The 16,667-nt window shown below is 69.6% G+C and carries 16 protein-coding genes; 6 read left to right on the top strand and 10 right to left on the bottom strand.

Annotated features, from left to right (window positions below; all coding sequences use genetic code 11):
* From ACLQ6X_RS03925 to ACLQ6X_RS03940, 4 genes are all read left to right on the top strand, one after another.
* Window positions 1–510: GNAT family N-acetyltransferase (locus ACLQ6X_RS03925; RefSeq protein WP_411698867.1), on the top strand; the 510-nt coding region annotated here is incomplete at its 5' end.
* Window positions 507–1,529, top strand: a complete 1,023-nt coding sequence (locus ACLQ6X_RS03930) for an amino acid ABC transporter permease (protein ID WP_411698868.1) — start codon at window positions 507–509, stop codon at window positions 1,527–1,529. The genes ACLQ6X_RS03925 and ACLQ6X_RS03930, both read left to right, overlap by 4 nt.
* Entirely contained in the window at window positions 1,526–2,299 is a 774-nt protein-coding gene (locus ACLQ6X_RS03935; RefSeq protein ID WP_411698869.1) for an amino acid ABC transporter ATP-binding protein, read from the top strand. Before ACLQ6X_RS03930 ends, ACLQ6X_RS03935 begins: the two co-directional genes overlap by 4 nt.
* 28 nt (window positions 2,300–2,327) lie before the next feature.
* Complete coding sequence (locus tag ACLQ6X_RS03940; RefSeq protein WP_411698870.1) at window positions 2,328–3,323, top strand: ABC transporter substrate-binding protein; 996 nt, start codon at window positions 2,328–2,330, stop codon at window positions 3,321–3,323.
* A gap of 86 nt (window positions 3,324–3,409) precedes the next feature.
* Here the strand turns inward: ACLQ6X_RS03940 and ACLQ6X_RS03945 are convergent, their stop codons facing one another.
* The 8 genes from ACLQ6X_RS03945 to ACLQ6X_RS03980 form a co-directional block, all read right to left on the bottom strand.
* A complete protein-coding gene (locus tag ACLQ6X_RS03945) occupies window positions 3,410–4,546 on the bottom strand; it encodes an FAD-dependent oxidoreductase (protein WP_411698871.1) in 1,137 nt (378 codons plus the stop codon).
* Complete coding sequence (locus tag ACLQ6X_RS03950; RefSeq protein WP_411698872.1) at window positions 4,543–4,848, bottom strand: rhodanese-like domain-containing protein; 306 nt, start codon at window positions 4,846–4,848, stop codon at window positions 4,543–4,545. Before ACLQ6X_RS03950 ends, ACLQ6X_RS03945 begins: the two co-directional genes overlap by 4 nt.
* Window positions 4,849–4,856: 8 nt before the next feature.
* Window positions 4,857–5,429: an FMN reductase gene (msuE, locus tag ACLQ6X_RS03955; RefSeq protein WP_411698873.1), complete on the bottom strand. Its 573-nt coding sequence runs from the start codon at window positions 5,427–5,429 to the stop codon at window positions 4,857–4,859.
* Window positions 5,430–5,437: 8 nt separating this feature from the next.
* Window positions 5,438–6,886: an NtaA/DmoA family FMN-dependent monooxygenase gene (locus tag ACLQ6X_RS03960; RefSeq protein WP_411698874.1), complete on the bottom strand. Its 1,449-nt coding sequence runs from the start codon at window positions 6,884–6,886 to the stop codon at window positions 5,438–5,440.
* Window positions 6,887–6,990: 104 nt separating this feature from the next.
* Window positions 6,991–7,743 carry an ABC transporter permease gene (locus ACLQ6X_RS03965; protein ID WP_411698875.1) on the bottom strand — a complete coding sequence of 251 codons (753 nt, stop codon included), beginning with the start codon at window positions 7,741–7,743 and terminating at the stop codon, window positions 6,991–6,993.
* Window positions 7,743–8,639 (bottom strand): ABC transporter ATP-binding protein, encoded by an 897-nt coding sequence (locus ACLQ6X_RS03970; protein ID WP_411698876.1) that lies wholly within the window; start codon window positions 8,637–8,639, stop codon window positions 7,743–7,745. Before ACLQ6X_RS03970 ends, ACLQ6X_RS03965 begins: the two co-directional genes overlap by 1 nt.
* Entirely contained in the window at window positions 8,636–8,932 is a 297-nt protein-coding gene (locus ACLQ6X_RS03975) for a transcriptional regulator (protein ID WP_411698877.1), read from the bottom strand. The genes ACLQ6X_RS03970 and ACLQ6X_RS03975 overlap by 4 nt, the downstream gene beginning before the upstream one ends.
* Window positions 8,925–9,623: a hypothetical protein gene (locus tag ACLQ6X_RS03980; protein ID WP_411698878.1), complete on the bottom strand. Its 699-nt coding sequence runs from the start codon at window positions 9,621–9,623 to the stop codon at window positions 8,925–8,927. Before ACLQ6X_RS03980 ends, ACLQ6X_RS03975 begins: the two co-directional genes overlap by 8 nt.
* Window positions 9,624–9,885: 262 nt before the next feature.
* Between ACLQ6X_RS03980 and hrpA the strand changes: the two genes are divergently transcribed.
* Together hrpA and ACLQ6X_RS03990 are read left to right on the top strand one after the other, a co-directional pair.
* The gene (gene hrpA, locus ACLQ6X_RS03985) at window positions 9,886–13,695 is read left to right on the top strand and encodes an ATP-dependent RNA helicase HrpA (RefSeq protein ID WP_411698879.1); all 3,810 of its coding nucleotides are present in this window, start codon (window positions 9,886–9,888) and stop codon (window positions 13,693–13,695) included.
* Window positions 13,696–13,827: 132 nt separating this feature from the next.
* Window positions 13,828–14,328: a GNAT family N-acetyltransferase gene (locus tag ACLQ6X_RS03990; RefSeq protein WP_411698880.1), complete on the top strand. Its 501-nt coding sequence runs from the start codon at window positions 13,828–13,830 to the stop codon at window positions 14,326–14,328.
* On the opposite strand, the gene ACLQ6X_RS03995 is transcribed toward ACLQ6X_RS03990, so the two are convergent.
* Together ACLQ6X_RS03995 and ACLQ6X_RS04000 are read right to left on the bottom strand one after the other, a co-directional pair.
* Window positions 14,312–15,799, bottom strand: coding sequence for an aromatic amino acid ammonia-lyase (locus tag ACLQ6X_RS03995; protein ID WP_411698881.1), 1,488 nt, complete (start codon window positions 15,797–15,799; stop codon window positions 14,312–14,314). The genes ACLQ6X_RS03990 and ACLQ6X_RS03995 overlap by 17 nt on opposite strands.
* Window positions 15,800–15,815: 16 nt before the next feature.
* Window positions 15,816–16,667, bottom strand: an 852-nt coding sequence (locus ACLQ6X_RS04000; protein WP_411698883.1) for an LLM class flavin-dependent oxidoreductase, incomplete at its 5' end; no start/stop codon positions are given.

The following is a 16,667-nucleotide window of genomic DNA, read 5'->3' on the forward strand; positions in this document are numbered from 1 at the left end:
GAGCTTGTCGAAGGGCCCCTTCGACAAGCTCAGGGACCGACCCTCCGCCACTCCACACCGCTCGACCCGCAGGCCCGCACCGTGCTGGCCGACCTCGAACGCGAGTACGACGCGCGCTACGGCGACCTGTTCGGCGAGCCGGCGTCGACCGAGATCAACCGGTACCCGGTCGAGGCCTTCAGTGCTCCGGCCGGAACGTTTCTGCTGGTCGAGACCGTGGGCCAAGTGGTCGCCGCGGGCGCGTTCATGACGATCGACGCGGCCACGGTCGAGGTCAAGCGCATGTGGACCCACGCCGACCACCGCGGGCGCGGCCTGGCGAAGCTCGTGCTCGCCGAACTCGAGGCCGAGGCCCGTCGGCGCGGTTTCTCGCGCGTGGTGCTCAGCACCGGACCGCGGCAGCCCGAGGCCGTGCGGCTGTATCTCGGCACGGGCTACACGCCGCTGTTCGACCCGGCGCTGCCGCCGGAGCAGATCGTCATCCACCACTTCGAGAAGGAGCTGTCATGACGCAGATCAGAACGGTCCCTGAGCCCGCCACGGTCAGGGAGCTTGTCGAAGGGCCGCTTCGACAAGCTCAGCGACCGGCAACGACCGTCGACTTCGGCGCCCTGCCCGTCGTGCGCACCAAGCACTGGGTGCGCTGGATCCTCGGCGCGGTCGTGGTCTTCGTCGTCGCCCAGCTCGTCTGGACGCTCTTCACCAACGCGGGCTACGGCTGGCCAACGGTGGCGAAGTACTTCTTCTCCGACGCGATCCTGCGCGGTCTCGGCATGACCCTGCTGCTGACCGTCGTCGCCGGCGCGATCGGGTTCGTCGTCGGGGGCCTGCTCGCGCTCATGCGCCTGTCGAAGTCGCCGCTGCTGAACTCGTTCGCGTGGAGCTTTATCTGGTTCTTCCGGTCGGTGCCCCTGCTCGTGCAGATCCTCGTCTGGTTCAACCTCGGCTACCTGTACCCCACCATCGGTCTCGGCATCCCGTTCACCACCGACTACATCGTCGAGGCCCAGACGGTCACCCTCGTCAGCGCGTTCGCCGCCGCCGTGCTCGGGCTCTCGCTCAACCAGGCCGCCTACTCCGCGGAGATCATCCGCGGCGGCATCCTGTCGGTCGACGCCGGCCAGCTCGAAGCGGCGGCCGCGCTCGGCATCCCGCAGCACAGGCGCATCACCCGGATCATCCTGCCCCAGGCGGCCCGCTCGATCATCCCGAACGCGTTCAACGAGATCATCGGCCTGCTCAAGGGCACCTCGATCATCTCGGTCATCGCGCTCGCCGAGCTGTTCTACGTGTCGCAGGTGATCTACAACCGCAACCAGCAGGTGATCCCGCTGCTGCTCGTCGCCGTGCTCTGGTACATGATCCTCACGACCGTGCTGAGCATCGCGCAGTTCTACGTCGAGCGCTACTACTCGCGCGGCTCGGCCCGCGTGCTGCCGCCCACCCCGATCCAGCGCGCTAAAGCGTGGATCGCCGTGCAGTGGAACCGCCTCGACGACTCCCCCGCGAAGACGGGAGCGGGGGCATGACCGCGACGCTTCCGGGCCACGTCGAGATCCGCAACGTCACCAAGAGCTACAACGGCGTCGAGGTGCTCAGCGACGTCTCGCTCACCCTCGCGCCCGGCGAGGTCGTGACGATCCTCGGCCCGAGCGGCTCCGGCAAGTCGACGCTGCTGCGCACCATCAACCACCTCGAGACCGTCGACGGCGGATGGGTCGCCATCGACGGCGAGCTCATCGGCTACGAGCACCGCGGCGGCAAGCTCTACGAGCTGAAGGAGCGCACGGTGCTGCGCCGTCGCACCCAGGTCGGCATGGTCTTCCAGAGCTTCAACCTGTTCCCGCACCTCACCGCGCTCGAGAACATCGTCGAGGCTCCGATCGCCCTCAAGCGGTTGAAGAAGGCGGATGCACGCGAGCTCGCGCTCGGACTGCTCGAAAAAGTGGGTCTCGCCGACAAGGCAGACGCCTACCCCCGGCAGCTCTCGGGCGGCCAGCAGCAGCGGGTCGCCATCGCCCGGGCCCTCGCGCTGCAGCCGAGGGTGCTGCTGTTTGACGAACCGACCTCGGCCCTCGACCCGGAGCTCGTCGGCGAGGTGCTCGACGTGATCCGCGAGCTCGCCGGCCTCGGCACGACGCTCGTGATCGTGACGCACGAGATCGGGTTCGCCCGCGAGGTCAGCGACCGGGTGATCTTCATCGACCACGGCGTGGTGCTCGAGCAGGGCACCCCCGGCGAGGTGCTGGGCAATCCGCAGCATCCGCGCACCCGCGAATTTCTCGCAACCGTCCTCTAGTCCCTCACCAACAGCAAAGGAATCTCACATGGCACTCAAGAAGAAGACGGCGGCGGTCATCGCCGCGGTGGCCGCGGTCGCTATCGTCGGCGGCGGAGTCACCGCCTTCGCGCTCGGCACGGGCGGCAACGCCGACGCGTCCGGCACCCCCGAGGGCGGCGGCTCGGCCACCGAGTTCAACCTCACGGCCGACCAAGACCGCATCCGCCTCGACGCGGTACCCGAGGCGGTCGCGTCGCTCGAGTCCGGCGGCTTCTCGCCGATCGAGCCGGGGAAGCTCACCGTGGTGACCTCCCCGTTCGCCGCCCCGCTCGCGCTCTACGCCGACGACGACACGACGCTGATCGGCAACGAGGTCGACCTCGCCCAGCTCATCGCCGACGGCCTCGGACTCGAGCTGAACATCCAGCCGGCCGCGTGGGCCGACTGGCCGCTCGGCATCCAGTCGGGCAAGTACGACCTCATCCTCTCCAACGTCACCGTGACCGAGGAGCGCAAAGAGCTCTACGACTTCGCCAACTACCGGCAGGATCTGCTCGGCTTCTACGTGAAGAGCGACTCGAGCGTCGACAAGATCGACGAGGCCGCGGATGTCGCGGGGCTGAAGATCATCGTCGGATCCGGCACCAACCAGGAGAAGATCCTGCAGGCGTGGGACGCGGAGAACATCGCGGCCGGCCTCGACCCGGTCGAGTACCTCTACTTCGACGACACCGCGAGCGGATCGCTCGCCCTCAAGTCGGGACGCGCCGACGCCAACTTCGGGCCGAACGCGACCTCGGCGTACGCGGCGGCGACCGACGGCGAGACCAAGCTCGTGGGAACGGTCAACGGCGGCTGGCCGCTCACCGCCGACATCGCGGCGGCGACGGCGAAGGGCAACGGGCTGATCGAGTCAGTGAACATCGTGCTGAACGCGGCTATCGAGGGCGGCGAATACGGCGACGTGCTCGAGCGCTGGGGCCTGACCTCCGAGGCCGTCGCGGAGTCGACGGTCAACCCGCCCGGCCTGCCGAAGAGCTAGTAGCGCGGCTCGTATGAGCCGTTTCCGGCCAAGTGAGGCGTCCGCGGGCGGCTCATACGGCCGGAAGCGGCTCATTTGCCGCGGCGTCAGCGGCCGATGGCGAACAGCGCCGGCGCCGGCACGCCGTCGACGAGGTCGGCCAGGATGCGCCCGACGCTCGGCACGAACTTGAAGCCGTGGCCCGAGAAACCGGCCGCGACCACCACGGGGCCGACGCGGTCGAGCACGAAATTCGAGTCGGGCGTCGTCGTGTAGGTGCAGCTGATCGGCACGAACGACTCCGAGTCGACGCCGGGCAGCCACTCGCGCGCATAGCGCTGCAGCGCGGCGAGCTGCACGGGCTCCGCGACGAAGGTGCGCCGGTCGGGATCGAGCACCGGTCCGGCCCCGTGCCAGCCAGCCTTCACGCCCTCGCCGGGAGTGAGCATTCCGTACACGGGCGAGTGCCAGTAGTCGTACGCGGGATCGCCGGGGGTCGGCGCGTGGTTGAACCCGGGCCACGCGGCATCCGAAATCTTCTTGTTTGCGACGGCGAAGTGCGCGGGTTGCTCCTGCGTGACGACGAGCGCGGGGTGCGCGACGCGGCCGGCGAGCAGCTTCGAGGTCCACGCGCCGACGCTCACGACGACGCGGCGGGCGGTGACCGTCTCGATGGTTCCGGATGACTCGAAGCTGACACTCACCTCGTCGTCGCCGAGCACCCGGAGGCCGGTCACGCGGGCCTCGTGCCGCACGACCGCGCCGCGCGCCACGGCGCCCGACTGCAGCGCCGCCACGGAACGGTCGGCGTTCAGCCGTCCCGACTGCGGCGTGAGAAGCACCCGACCGTCGAACCGGATGCCCGGCCACCGCCGCGCGGCCTCGTCGAGTGCCACGAACTCGGCCGGTATCCCTGCCGCGTGCAGCGCGTCGTGCACGGCGTCGAACTGCGGGTTGGCGCCGTGGTGCACGATGCCGGTGGTTTCGAGCAGGGTCTTGCCGCTCTCCGCCTCGAGCTCGCGCCAGAGCGGCAGCGCCTCGGCGAGCATCCGCACGTAGGTCGGGTCGGAATAGGCCTGGTTGAAGTTGCGAGAGGCACCGTGCGAGGCGCCGCCCGTGTGCCCGGGGGCGAAGCGTTCGAGCAGCAGCACGTCGCGTGCGCGGCCGGCGAGCTGCCACGCCGCGGCCGAGCCCATCGCGCCGCCGCCGATGACGACGACGTCGACGTCAACGTCGACTGTCACTGGCCTTCTGCCGCGAGCGCCTCGTACCCGCCGTCGACGTGCGACACCGCGGTGAAGCCTTTCGCGTCGAGGTAGTCGGCGACCGGGCCGGATCCGGCCGTCGTGCCGCAGAAGATGACGACCTCGCGGTCGGCCTCGAGGGTCTGGGCGAACGCCGCGACATCCTCTTTCAGCACGACGGTCGCGCCCTCGAGGGCGCCGGTCGCGGCCCGTCCGGCGTCGCTGCGCACGTCGATGAGCAGCGCGCCCTTGGCGACGCGTTCGCGCGCCTCGGCTGCGCTCGTGGGGGCGATCTCGGTCATCCGGTGCCTCAGATCTGGTGGGAGATGGCGGCGGTCTCGACGACGCTGCGGTTGATCAGGGGAAGCGCGCGGGCGATCGCCAGGTCGATGCGTTCGTGCAGCTGGATCGACGACACGGCGTAGTTGTCGAAGTCGGAGTTGTTGGCGTAGACGCCGATCGGCAGGGTGAGCGCCTGGAAGAAGCCGAACAACGGCCGGAACTGGTGCTCGAGGATCAGCGCGTGCCGGTCGCTGCCGCCGGTGGCGACGAGCAGCACCGGGGTGTCGACGAGCGCGTACTGGCCGACGAAGTCGAAGAGGTGCTTGAACAGCCCGGTGAACGACGCGCGGTAGACGGGGCTCGCGACGACGAGCAGGTCGGCGCTCTCGATGCGCAGCAGCTGCTGCTCGACCGAGTCGGGAAGCTGGTCGCGGGTGAGGGCGCCGGCGAACTCCGGGCCGATCTCGGAGATCTCGATGAGGTGCGCGTCGATCTCGATGTTCGACCCGAGCGACGTCAGGATCTCGCGCACGAGCGCCGTGGTCTTCGACGGCGAGTGCAGGCTGCCGGAGACGGCGACGACTGTGAGGGGCTGAGTCATGGTGGGTCCTAGAGGGGTTGTAGTTGGACGCGGAGATGGCTGTTGGGCACGGTCGGGAGGGCGAGGTGGTCGCGCAGGGTCGCGCCCTCGTAGGCGGTGCGGAAGAGGCCGCGACGCTGCAGCTCCGGTACGACGAGGGTAGCGAAGGCCTCGAACGAATCGATACCTGTCTCGGATGACACGGCCGACGTGAAGGCCGACAGCACCGTGAACCCGTCGACGGCCCGCGCCCGGAACCAGGTCTCGAAGTGGTCGGCGACGTCGGCGGCCGAGCCGACCAGCACCGGAGCGGTGACTGCGTGCGCGACGAGCAGGTGCCGGTAGGTTACCGGGCGGTCGCCGCCGACGACGCGTCCGGCGCGGGCGCGCACGGCCTCGACGAGCTGAACGCCGAGCGAGCTGAAGCGGGCGGCGACGCGGGTCGGCACCGAGTCGTCGAGCGCGACGCTCGTGAGCGGCACGCCGAGCACGCTCGCCAGGGTGCGGAACGTGCGGTTGCTCGGCAGCTGCAACCGCACGTCGGAGAGCGGTTCGTCGGGCAGCGGCACGAGCGCGACGAGCTGGTCGTAGATGTCCCAGGCCGCCTCGCGGGTCTCGCCGACGATCGGCAGGATGGGTGTCACGATGCGGAAGTCCTGGGCGCTGCGACCCTCGCGTGCGACCTGCTGGCGCGCCGACACGTACTGCTCGACGGCCTCGTCGAAGGTGCGCGGGCTGGCGAAGAGCAGGTCGGCGTCGCGGGCGGCGAGTCGGCGGGCGTTCACCGAACCGCCGACCACGGCGATCGGCGGGTGTCCCTGCGGCGGGCGCACCGTGTTGAGTGGTCCGGCCGAGGCGCGGTAGGCGCCCACGTAGTTCAGCGGGTGCAGCTTCGAGGCGTCGATGAGACGTGCGGTCGCGGCATCCGCAATAAAGGCGCCGTCCTCCCAGCTGTCCCAGAGTCCGCGCAGGATGTCGATGAACTCGCCGGCCGCGGCGAAGCGGTCGGCGTCGCTGTGCACGGTGTCCCAGCCGAAGTTGCTCGCCGAACGGGCCTCGGCCCCTGTCGCGACGCAGAGGGCGACGCGCCCGCCGCTGAGCACATCGATCGAAGCCGACGAGCGGGCGGTCGTGTACGGCTCGGCGTGCGCGGAGCTGACCGTGGCGACCAGCCCGATGCGCTCGGTGACGGCGGCGAGGTAGCTCACCGCCGCGAACGGCTCGATGCGGGCGAGCAGGTAGGGGTCGGTGTGCTCGAACTCGGCGGCGGTCGCGAGCCAGTCGCCGAAGAACAGGAAGTCGAGCCCGGCCGCCTCGGCGGTCTGGGCGGTGCGGCGCAGGATCGCGGGGTCGTCGGCGGGATTGCCGTGCGCGCCCGGGTAGCGCCAGCCCGACGGCCAGGCGCCGAGAGTGCGCACCGTCGCACCGAGCACGAGGTGGCCCTCGCGCGGCGGAAGCTGCTGCCCGTGTATCGTCACGATTCGACGCTATGCACGCCGGGCCGACGGGGCGAGCGGGGGTGTCACACGGGGTAACGAGCCGACCACGTTCGTCATAGTGCCGCCCGACGGTACGGTCGCGCCTAGCGGAACCGACGCCCCTCGTCGCGCCGGAACAGCACGAGCGCCAGCGCGAGCAGCAGCGCGATCCAGCCGAGCAGACCCAGCCAGGTGAGCGGCGCGATCTCGCCGCCCTGCACCGCCCAGACCACGAAGTCGCGCGCCTGCCGCGAGGGGAGGAACTGCGAGATCGCGTTCAGCCAGTCGGGAAACAGTACCGGCGGCAGAAACAGCCCGCCCGCGAACGCGAGGGTGAAGAACACGATCTGGATCACCGCGATCGCCGCCTTGGTCGACAGCGCATAGCCGATGCAGATGCCCATCAGCATGAACGGCAGCGCGGCGACGATGATCGCGAGCAGTCCGGCGAGCAGCTCGAGCGGGGTCGCCCGGGCCTCGGTGAGCAGCCGGCCGATGATCACGAGCGGCACGAGGGCGACGATCGACATGAGGCCGGTCGACAAGATGTGCGCGAGCACCCGGGCGATGCCGGGGGCGGGCAGCGTGCGCAGGTACGGGTCCCACGGCTTCTCGCGGTTCTCCGCGATGCCGAGACCGAAGCTGAACAGGCTCCCGACCATCACGGCGAAGACGCCCATCGAGATGACCGCCTCGGTGGCGTACTGCTCGTTCTGGGCGACCGCGGACTGCGGCACCACGAAGAAGAGCAGGGCGAGCGCCGGGAAGACGATCGTGCCGATGACGGCGACGGGTACCCGCATGGTCTCGAGCAGCGAGTACTTGGCGTGCAGCAGTGTGAGACTGGCGACAGACATCAGCCCTGGGTCCTCTCGTTCGCGGGGTCGGTCAGGGTCAGGAACGCCTCTTCGAGAGTCGCCCCGCGCACGGTGAGGTTGGCGAACGGGATGCCCGTGCGCACCAGTTCGACGATGAGCGCGTCGGAGTCCTGCACATAGAAGGTGGTTCCGGATGACGCGGGCTCGTGTCTCACGACGTGGGGCAGCCCGGCGATGCGGTCGATCTGCGGGGAGTCGAGGGTGACCTGCCGCAGGCTCACCCGGGCGAGCACGTTGTCGAGGGTGTCGTCTTCGAGCACCCGGCCCCCGCCGAGAACGACCACGCGTTCGGCGAGCGCCTCGATCTCCTCGAGGTAGTGGCTCGTGATCACGATGGTCGCGCCGGCGTCGTGCTGACGGCGGATCGCCTCCCAGAGCACCCGGCGCGCGTCGACGTCGAGGCCGGTGGTCGGCTCATCGAGCAGCACCAGCTCGGGTCGCCCGACAAAGGCGAGGGCCACGCTCACCCGGCGCTTCTGGCCGCCCGACAGCGCGCCGGTCTGCTTGCGCGCGAGCTCGGTGAGGCCGAACTCCTCCAGCACCTCGGCTACAGGCACCGGGTTCTCGAAGTGCGCCCCCACGAAGTTCAGCACCTCGCCCACCCGCAGCGTCTCCGGCAGCGCGGTCGCCTGCGGCGTCGATCCGAGCCGCAGCCGGTTGCGGGCGTTCTGCGGCGAGCCACCGAACAGCTCGACCGTGCCCTTCGTCGGGCGGCGCAGGCCCTGCACCAGCGAGAGCAGCGTCGTCTTGCCCGCACCGTTCGGACCGAGCAGGCCCACTATCGAGCCCGAGTGGATGTCGAGCGTCACGTCGTCGAGTGCCATCACGTCGCCGAAACGGCGGGAGACGTGACTGAGACCGGCGAGTTTCGTCATTTCGCGTCTCCCAATACCGAGCGCAGGGCGTCCATGTAGTCCTCGAAGGCGCGGCGCCCCTTCTTGCTGAGTCCGAGGTAGGTGACCGGGGTGCGGCCCTTGTGCGTTTTGGTGACGTCGACGTAGGTGGCGTCTTCGAGCTTGCGCAGGTGCGTCGACAGGTTGCCGGCCGTCATGTCGAGCAGCTCCTGAAGGCGGGGGAACGAGATCGATCCGTCGGCCTCGAGTGTCGACAGCGCAGCCATGATGCGCAGCCGGGCCTGCGCGTGGATGACCGGGTCGAGCTCATCCACGGTGTCCGCCGTTCGCGGCCTCACGTGCGCGGCGCAGCTGCACGGCGACGAGCGCCGACAGGGCGAGGAACGCGATGCCGCCCGCCAGCGCGAGGAACAGGTAGTGGCCGGGGTAGCCGAAGAACGGCGCAATGACGGCGATGAGCACGAGCCAGCACCCCGCGACCACCGAGGGAACCGCGTGCCAGATCGCGCCGGCGATGATGTACATGATGCCGGCGAACAGCACGTAGGCGCTCGGGTAGTAGAAGTTGGCGAGTTCGGCGGACATGCCTTGGTAGCGCAGCGCGCCGCCGAACACGGCGAGCGCGGTGGCGCCGATCGACCAGGTGACGCCGTAGACGGTGCCGGTGAACGCCGAGGCGGAGTTGCCGCGCATGCCCCGGCCGCTGCGGATACCGAGCCACGCCGAGAACCCGCCGCTGACGACGACGGTGGCGATGAAGATCGGAACGGCCACGCCGAGCGGCAGCGAGAACGCCGGCTGCAGACCGTCGATCAGCCAGAGCGATCCGAACCCGATCAACCAGGTGAGCCCCCACGCCAGCGTGATGTACGGCACGAACGCGCCCATCTGCGTCTCGACGCTGCGCTGCTGGTTCTGCAGCAGGGCATACATGGCGGCGGGATCGAGTGGGGCGTCCGAGTCGGGCGAGGCCGCGGCATCCGACTCACTCTTGCTTTTCGTCATGACTACTTTGTAACGCAAACTACTCTGCGAAGTCAACCATTTCACCACAGCCGCGTTCACGATTCAGGACGGCGTCTTCCGCAACTCAGGCAGGATGGGCGGATGTCACGGAGGTGGCCACCGAGATCCCCGGGTTTCCGCGGCTCGCGCCCGGGCCCCGGAGCGTGCTGCCTGAGTTGCGAGATCGCCCCGTACAAGCGCTCCTGAATGACGAACGCGAGCGCCGGTCGCCCGGGCGCGTTGCGCTTAAGCTGGAGGGCCGATGTCTGACGAACCCTTTGTGATCTCCTTCCCCGCCGACCTCCCCGTGAGCCAGCGCCGGGAGGACATCGAGCGCGCCATCCGCGAGAACCAGGTCGTGATCATCGCGGGCGCCACCGGTTCGGGCAAGACGACGCAGATCCCGAAGATGCTGCTCTCGATGGGCTACGAAAGCATCGGGCACACGCAACCGCGCCGCATCGCCGCGCGCACCATCGCCGAACGCATTGCAGAGGAGCTCGGCCAGGAGGTCGGCGAACTCGTCGGCTATCAGGTGCGGTTCACCGACCGGGTCGGGGCCGACACCAAGATCAAGCTGATGACCGACGGCATCCTGCTCAACCAGATCCACCGCGACCGCGATCTGAAGAAGTACGACGCGATCATCATCGACGAGGCGCACGAGCGCAGCCTCACCGTCGACTTCCTGCTCGGCTACCTCAAGCAGCTCATGCCGCGGCGGCCCGACCTCAAGATCATCATCACGAGCGCGACGATCGACCCGGGCAGCTTCTCGCGGCACTTCGACGACGCCCCGATCATCGAGGTCTCGGGACGCACGTACCCGGTCGAGGTGCGGTTCCGGCCGTTGGTGGCGGATGCGCAGCCGGATGCAGACGAAGAGTCCGCGGCAGCGGCCGTCGACCGCGACCCCATCGAGGGCATCAACGCGGCGCTCGACGAGCTCGCGCGCGAGGGAACCGGCGACGTGCTCGTGTTCCTCAGCGGCGAGGCCGAGATCCGCGACGCCGAAGACGCCATCCGCGGCCGCAATCTGCTTAACACCGAGGTGCTCCCCCTGTACGGCCGGCTGTCGAGCGCCGACCAGCACAAGGTGTTCCAGCCGTCGACGCAGGCCGGCACCCGGCGCCGCATCGTGCTCGCGACCAACGTCGCCGAGACGAGCCTCACCGTGCCGGGCATCAAGTACGTGATCGACGCCGGCACCGCCCGCATCTCCCGCTACAGCGTGCGCTCGAAGATCCAGCGGCTGCCGATCGAGGCCATCTCGCAGGCCTCCGCGAACCAGCGCTCCGGCCGCAGCGGCCGCACCAGCGACGGCATCGCGATCCGGCTGTACAGCGAGGAGGACTTCCTCAAGCGTCCCGAGTTCACGGAACCGGAGATCCTGCGCACCAACCTGGCCGCAGTCATCCTGCAGATGATCTCCCTCGGCCTCGGCGACATCGCGGGCTTCCCCTTCCTGCAGCCGCCCGACAGCCGCGGCATCAAAGACGGCCTCGACCTGCTGCGCGAACTCGGCGCGGTGGAGGGCGGTTTCGATACGCGTCCTCCTTCGTCGGGCGCTACTCAACCAGCATTGGCCAGCCTCACCCAGGTCGGCAAGCAGCTCTCGCAGCTGCCGATCGACCCGCGTCTCGCCCGCATGATCATCGAGTCGAAGAAGCACGGCACCACCCGCGAGGTCATGGCGATCGTCGCCGGGCTCTCCATCCAGGACCCGCGCGAACGCCCGCTCGAGAAGCGCCCGCAGGCCGACCAGGCGCACGCCCGCTTCACCGACCCGACGAGCGACTTCCTCAGCCTGCTCAAACTCTGGGACTACCTCAAAGAGAAGCAGACCGAGCTCAGCGGCAACCAGTTCCGCCGCATGTGCCGCAGCGAGTACCTCAACTACCTGCGCATCCGCGAGTGGGAAGACGTCTACCGCCAGCTCACCCGTCTCGCCAAGCAGCTCGGCCTGCACGTGGGCGAGCCGCACACCAACCCCGACGGCATCCACCGCTCGCTGCTCGCCGGCCTGCTCAGCCAGATCGGGCTGAAGGATGTCGCGAAGAAGGACTACGTCGGCGCCCGGCAGTCGCGCTTCGTGATCTTCCCGGGCTCGGCCCTGGCCAAGAAGCAGCCCGCCGCGATCATGAGCGCCGAGCTGGTCGAGACCAGCCGCCTGTTCGCCCGCGTGAACGGCGCGATCGACCCCGCGTGGGCCGAACAGATCGCCGGCGACCTCGTGAAACGCAGCTACTCCGAGCCGCACTGGGAGAAGCGCCAGGGCGCCATCGTCGCGTACGAGCGCGTCACCCTCTACGGCGTGCCGATCGTGCTCAAGCGCCGGGTGCAGTTCTCGCGCATCGACCCCGGCTACGCGCGTGAGCTGTTCATCCGGCACGCCCTCGTCGAGGGCGACCTCGTCGCCGAGACCCTCAAGGGCCGCGACTGGGACTTCGACCGCGCCAACCGCGCACTGCGCAGAGAGCTCGCCGAGTTGGAGGAGCGCACCCGCCGCCGCGACATCCTGTTCGACGACGAGGCGATCTTCGAGTTCTACAACCGGCGCATCCCCGCCGACGTCGCCAGCACCAAGAGTTTCGAGGGCTGGTGGAAGAAAGAGCGCGCCACCAACCCCGACTTCCTCACCATGACCGCCGAGAACCTCGTCGACGAGCCCGAGGCCACTGTCGACGAGAACGCGTTCCCGAGCGTCTGGCACCAGGGCGACCAGCGGCTCGCGCTCACCTACCGGTTCGAACCCGGCGCGGAGGACGACGGCGTGACCGTCAACATCCCCATCGCGCTGCTCGCTTCGCTCAAGGCCGACGGCTTCGACTGGCAGGTCCCGGGATTCCGCGAGGAGCTCGTGACCGCCCTCATCAAGAGCCTGCCGAAGGAGATCCGCCGCAACGTGGTGCCGGCGGGCGACTGGGCGCGGAAGCTGCTGGCGGGGGCCCCTTCGACAAGCTCAGGGACCGAACCCGAGGCAAGTCTCACCCAGTACCTCGCCGACGAGATCCGACGCCAGACCTACACGCCGGTCGACCCGTCGAACTTCGACGTCGACCGGGTGCCCAACCACCTGCGCGTCACCTTCGCGGCGATCGACGAGCGCGGCAAGGTGACCGCCTCGTCGAAGGTGCTCAGCTCGCTGCAGTTGCAGCTCAAGGCGACCGTGCGCGCGAGCGTGGCGAAGGCCTCGGTCACCCCGAAGAGCGACCTCGAACGCCAGGGCCTCACCACGTGGGATTTCGACGAGCTGCCGCGCACGCTCGATACGAAACACGGAAGCGGTGTCATCCGGGCCTATCCCTCGCTCGTCGACGAGGGCAAGACCGTGGCGATCCGCCTGCAGTCGACGCCCGAAGACCAGGCCCGCGCCATGAAGGCGGGCGTGCGACGGATGCTGCAGCTCGCCATCCCCGCACCGACCGCGTATGTGCAGCAGCACCTGACCTCCGCTGAGAAGCTGTCGCTCGCGACGAGCCCGTACAAGTCGACCAACGACCTGTTCGCGGACTGCATGGCCGCGTGCATCGACGACGTTCTCGGCGACACCGCAATTTTCACCAAGGCCGAGTTCGAGGCGGCAAGGGACAGGGTCTCGGCGACGATCGTCGACGCGATGTTCCAGACGGTGGCGCAGGTGAGCGCCATCCTGCTCGCGGCTCGGGCCGCGGAGAAGCTGATCTCGAAGACGTCGAGCATGGCGTTGCTCGCCCCGCTCGCCGACGCGCGCGAGCAGCTCAGCGACCTGGTCTACCCGGGCTTCGTTGCGGCGACCGGCGCGACGCAGCTGCGCCGCCTCCCCGTCTACGTGGCCGCGCTCGCGCACCGCATCGAGCGGCTCGCCGACAACGCGGGCCGCGACCGCGTCTGGCTCTCGGAGATCCAGGAGGCCGCTCAGCGCTACGTCTCCGCCGGCGGCGACCTGCCGCTGCAGCCCGACGCGCCCGCGCACCTGCGTCACGCCCGGTGGATGCTCGAGGAGTTGCGCGTCTCACTCTTCGCCCAGCACCTGCCGACCGCCGAGCCGGTGTCGCTGCAGCGCATCACGAAGGTGCTCGGCGGAGGCTAGCCCCCTGCCTCAGCGACCGGGTCGAACCATCCTGCCCTCGCGATAGTGCACTTATGGCGGGTGCCCCCGAAGTCGCACCCGCCACAACTGCACTCGCGGGCGCGCGGCGCGTGAATGCCGTACGTTCGGAATGTGCCGCAGCCCGAGAACGAATTCCTCTACACCCGCTCCGATGACCCGCTCGCCCGGCCGCTCATCGACGAACTCTCGCGCGAGTACGACGAGCGCTACGGCCTCAACGACGGCATCCCGTCGTCGTTCGAGCTCAGCCGCTATCCGGCCGAGCGCTTCGCCCCCGAGAACGGCGGGGCGTTCCTGCTCGTGCTGCGCGGCGACCAGGTCGTCGCCGGCGGCGCATTCATGAGAACGGATGACACGACCACCGAGATCAAGCGCGTGTGGACCTCGTCCGCCCACCGCAGACAGGGTCTCGCCCGCGTGGTGATGGCGGAGCTCGAGCGCGAGGCGGCGGCGCGCGGCTACGCGACCGTCGAGCTCACGACGGGCGCCCGCCAGCCCGAGGCTGTCGCGCTCTACCTCAGCCTCGGATACGAGCCGCAGTTCGCCGTCGACGGCGACCTCGAGGCGGTCGGCTACCTGGCCTTCACGAAGGCGCTCACGCGGGTTGAGTAGGTCGCGCAGCGACCGTATCGAAACCCACCAGCAGCGCCAGCACCGAGCGCACGCGCGCCTCGAGCGGCTCGGCCTCGCGCACAACACCGCCGACGGCCGCGACGAGCGGCGTCAGCACCGTTCCCGCATCCGCGTCGCCGACCTCGACGAGTTCGACCGCGCACATCGCCTCGACCGCGAGGATCGACCCGAGCAACTCGACCGACCGCTCGAGCGCCTGCAGCGCGAGGGCCGCGTTCGACGAGTGGTCTTCGACGCCCTCGGAGAGCGACGAGCCCGCGAGCGTCACCGACCCGGCGAGGTGCCGCAGTTCCGCCAGCTGCGCCGCCGCCGAATACCAGGCGAGCCCGGGCATGACCGCCTCACCCGAGCGGCGCAGCGCCACCCCGAGCGTCGACAGCTGCGAGATGCGCCGCTCGCTCATGGCCGCGACGTGCGCGGCGACGACGCGCAGGTTCTCGAAGGCGAGCGCGAGTTCGAGCGCGAAGAAGTTGCCGCCCGAGACGAGCGAGCCGGATGCCACGTCGACGAGCGGATTCTCGGTGCGCGAGTTCAGCTCCAGCTCGAGCGCGGTTGCGAGCCGCGCGATCGCGACTCCGAGCGAGCCGTGCACCTGCGGCACCGAGCGGAACGAGATGGCGTCCTGGGTAGACGAGACGCCCGTCGCCAGCGACGACGATGCAAGCAGCGATCGGATGCGCCCCGCCGACACCGCCTGCGGCCCGACCGCGTGAGCGGCCTGCACGCGCTCGTCGAACGGCGACAGGTTGCCGCCGGCGCCGTGTGCCCCCAGCGCCACGAGCGATGCCGCCGCCACGAGGTCGGCGACGCGGGCGAGGGCGCGAAGGTCGGTGACGACGAGCGAACCGACTCCGATGCTGTAACTGTTGGCGCTGAGTGACGCGATCGCCTCGTGCGGCTGCAGCACCACGGGGGCGAGCCCCACGGCGTCGAGCGCCACGGCTCCGGGCACGACGGCGCCGTCGACGAACGCGAACCCGCCGCCCGTAGCTACCGCCGCGATCGCCGCGAGGTGAGTGAGGTCGGCCGCGCCCACCGAGCCCGTGCGCGGCACCAGCGGATACACGTCGCGGTTCAACAGCTCGCGGTACTGCGCGGCGAGGGCGACGGTGACGCCCGCTCCCCCGCGGCTGAAGCCGACCAGCCGCGCCGCGATGACGGCCCGCGCCTGCTCGAACGACAGCGGTTCGCCCAGGCCGCCGCCGCTGTTGCGGATGGTGCGGCGCTGGTACTCCTCGAGGGTCTCGGCGGAGACGACGACGTTGCGTCCCGCCCCGAGTTCCGTGTTCAGCCCGTAGACCGGTTCTCCGAGAGCGAGCACGCCCTCGACGACGTCGCGTGAGGCTTGCAGGTCGCGTTCGAGAATCGAGGCGAATCCGACGCGCTCGTTTGCGCGGGCGATGGCGACGACATCCGCGATGCTGACCGCTTGTCTGGAGAGAATGGGCACGCTTAGAAGGCTGCCATTAAAAGTCGCCCAGGTTGGCGCGCAGTCCCCCGTCGCCCAGCTCGTCGCGCAGCAGGCCGCGGCGGCGCAGGGCGGGAACCAGCGGGTCGAGCGTGCGGTGCACGTGCGCCGGGTGCACCTGGCCGGTGAACAGGAAGCCGTCGCCGCCCACCGCGTCAGCGAGTTCGCCGAGGTGGTCGGCGATCTGGTCGGCCGTTCCGATCACGGCGAGGCCGTCTTTGTTGGCGCGGGCCTGCAGGATCTCCCGCAGCGTCGAGCCGGCCGGCGCCGACTTCACGAAGTTGTCGAGCGTGCCCTGGTTCGAGTTGGTGCTGAGTGCGGGCAGGGGCGCGTCGAGGTCGAACGTCTTGAAGTCCACGCCGGAGAGGTACGAGACACCCTGCAGCGCCTCGTCGATCGCGGCCTGCGTGAGCTCGGAGCGGCGGCCGCGCACGGCGGCACTCTCCTCGTCGTTCGCGGTGACGATCGGGTTGACCACGAAGAGCACCTTCAGGTCGTCGGGGTTACGCCCGGCTTCCGCCGCAACGGAGCGGATGGAGTCGCGGTACGACTTCATGCGCTCGGGCGTCGATGCCAGCTGCAGTATCACGTCGGAGTTCTGCCCCGCGAACGCCTGGCCGCGACCCGACGCGCCCGCCTGCACCATCACGGGCTCGGTCGCGAGCGGCGCCGTGTTGAGCGGCCCGCGCACCTGGAAGAAGTCGCCCCTGTGGTCGATCGTGTGCACCTTCTCGAAGTCGGCGAACACGCCGTTCGCGGCGTCTTCGAGAATCGCGTCGGGCTCCCACGAGCGCCAGAGCTTGCGCACGACGTCGACCCACTCCTGCGCGCGGTCGTAGCGCAGGTCGTG

The organism is Conyzicola sp. (genome assembly GCF_046714715.1).
GTDB lineage: Bacteria > Actinomycetota > Actinomycetes > Actinomycetales > Microbacteriaceae > Conyzicola.

Excerpts from the sequence above, each read along its gene's own strand:
- ACLQ6X_RS03930 (WP_411698868.1), top strand. The coding sequence starts at position 507 with ATGACGCAGATCAGAACGGTCCCTGAGCCCGCCACGGTCAGGGAGCTT.
- ACLQ6X_RS03935 (WP_411698869.1), top strand. The coding sequence starts at position 1,526 with ATGACCGCGACGCTTCCGGGCCACGTCGAGATCCGCAACGTCACCAAG.
- ACLQ6X_RS03940 (WP_411698870.1), top strand. The coding sequence starts at position 2,328 with ATGGCACTCAAGAAGAAGACGGCGGCGGTCATCGCCGCGGTGGCCGCG.
- ACLQ6X_RS03950 (WP_411698872.1), bottom strand. The coding sequence starts at position 4,848 with ATGACCGAGATCGCCCCCACGAGCGCAGCCGAGGCGCGCGAACGCGTC.
- msuE (WP_411698873.1), bottom strand. The coding sequence starts at position 5,429 with ATGACTCAGCCCCTCACAGTCGTCGCCGTCTCCGGCAGCCTGCACTCG.
- ACLQ6X_RS03965 (WP_411698875.1), bottom strand. The coding sequence starts at position 7,743 with ATGTCTGTCGCCAGTCTCACACTGCTGCACGCCAAGTACTCGCTGCTC.
- ACLQ6X_RS03970 (WP_411698876.1), bottom strand. The coding sequence starts at position 8,639 with ATGACGAAACTCGCCGGTCTCAGTCACGTCTCCCGCCGTTTCGGCGAC.
- ACLQ6X_RS03980 (WP_411698878.1), bottom strand. The coding sequence starts at position 9,623 with ATGACGAAAAGCAAGAGTGAGTCGGATGCCGCGGCCTCGCCCGACTCG.
- hrpA (WP_411698879.1), top strand. The coding sequence starts at position 9,886 with ATGTCTGACGAACCCTTTGTGATCTCCTTCCCCGCCGACCTCCCCGTG.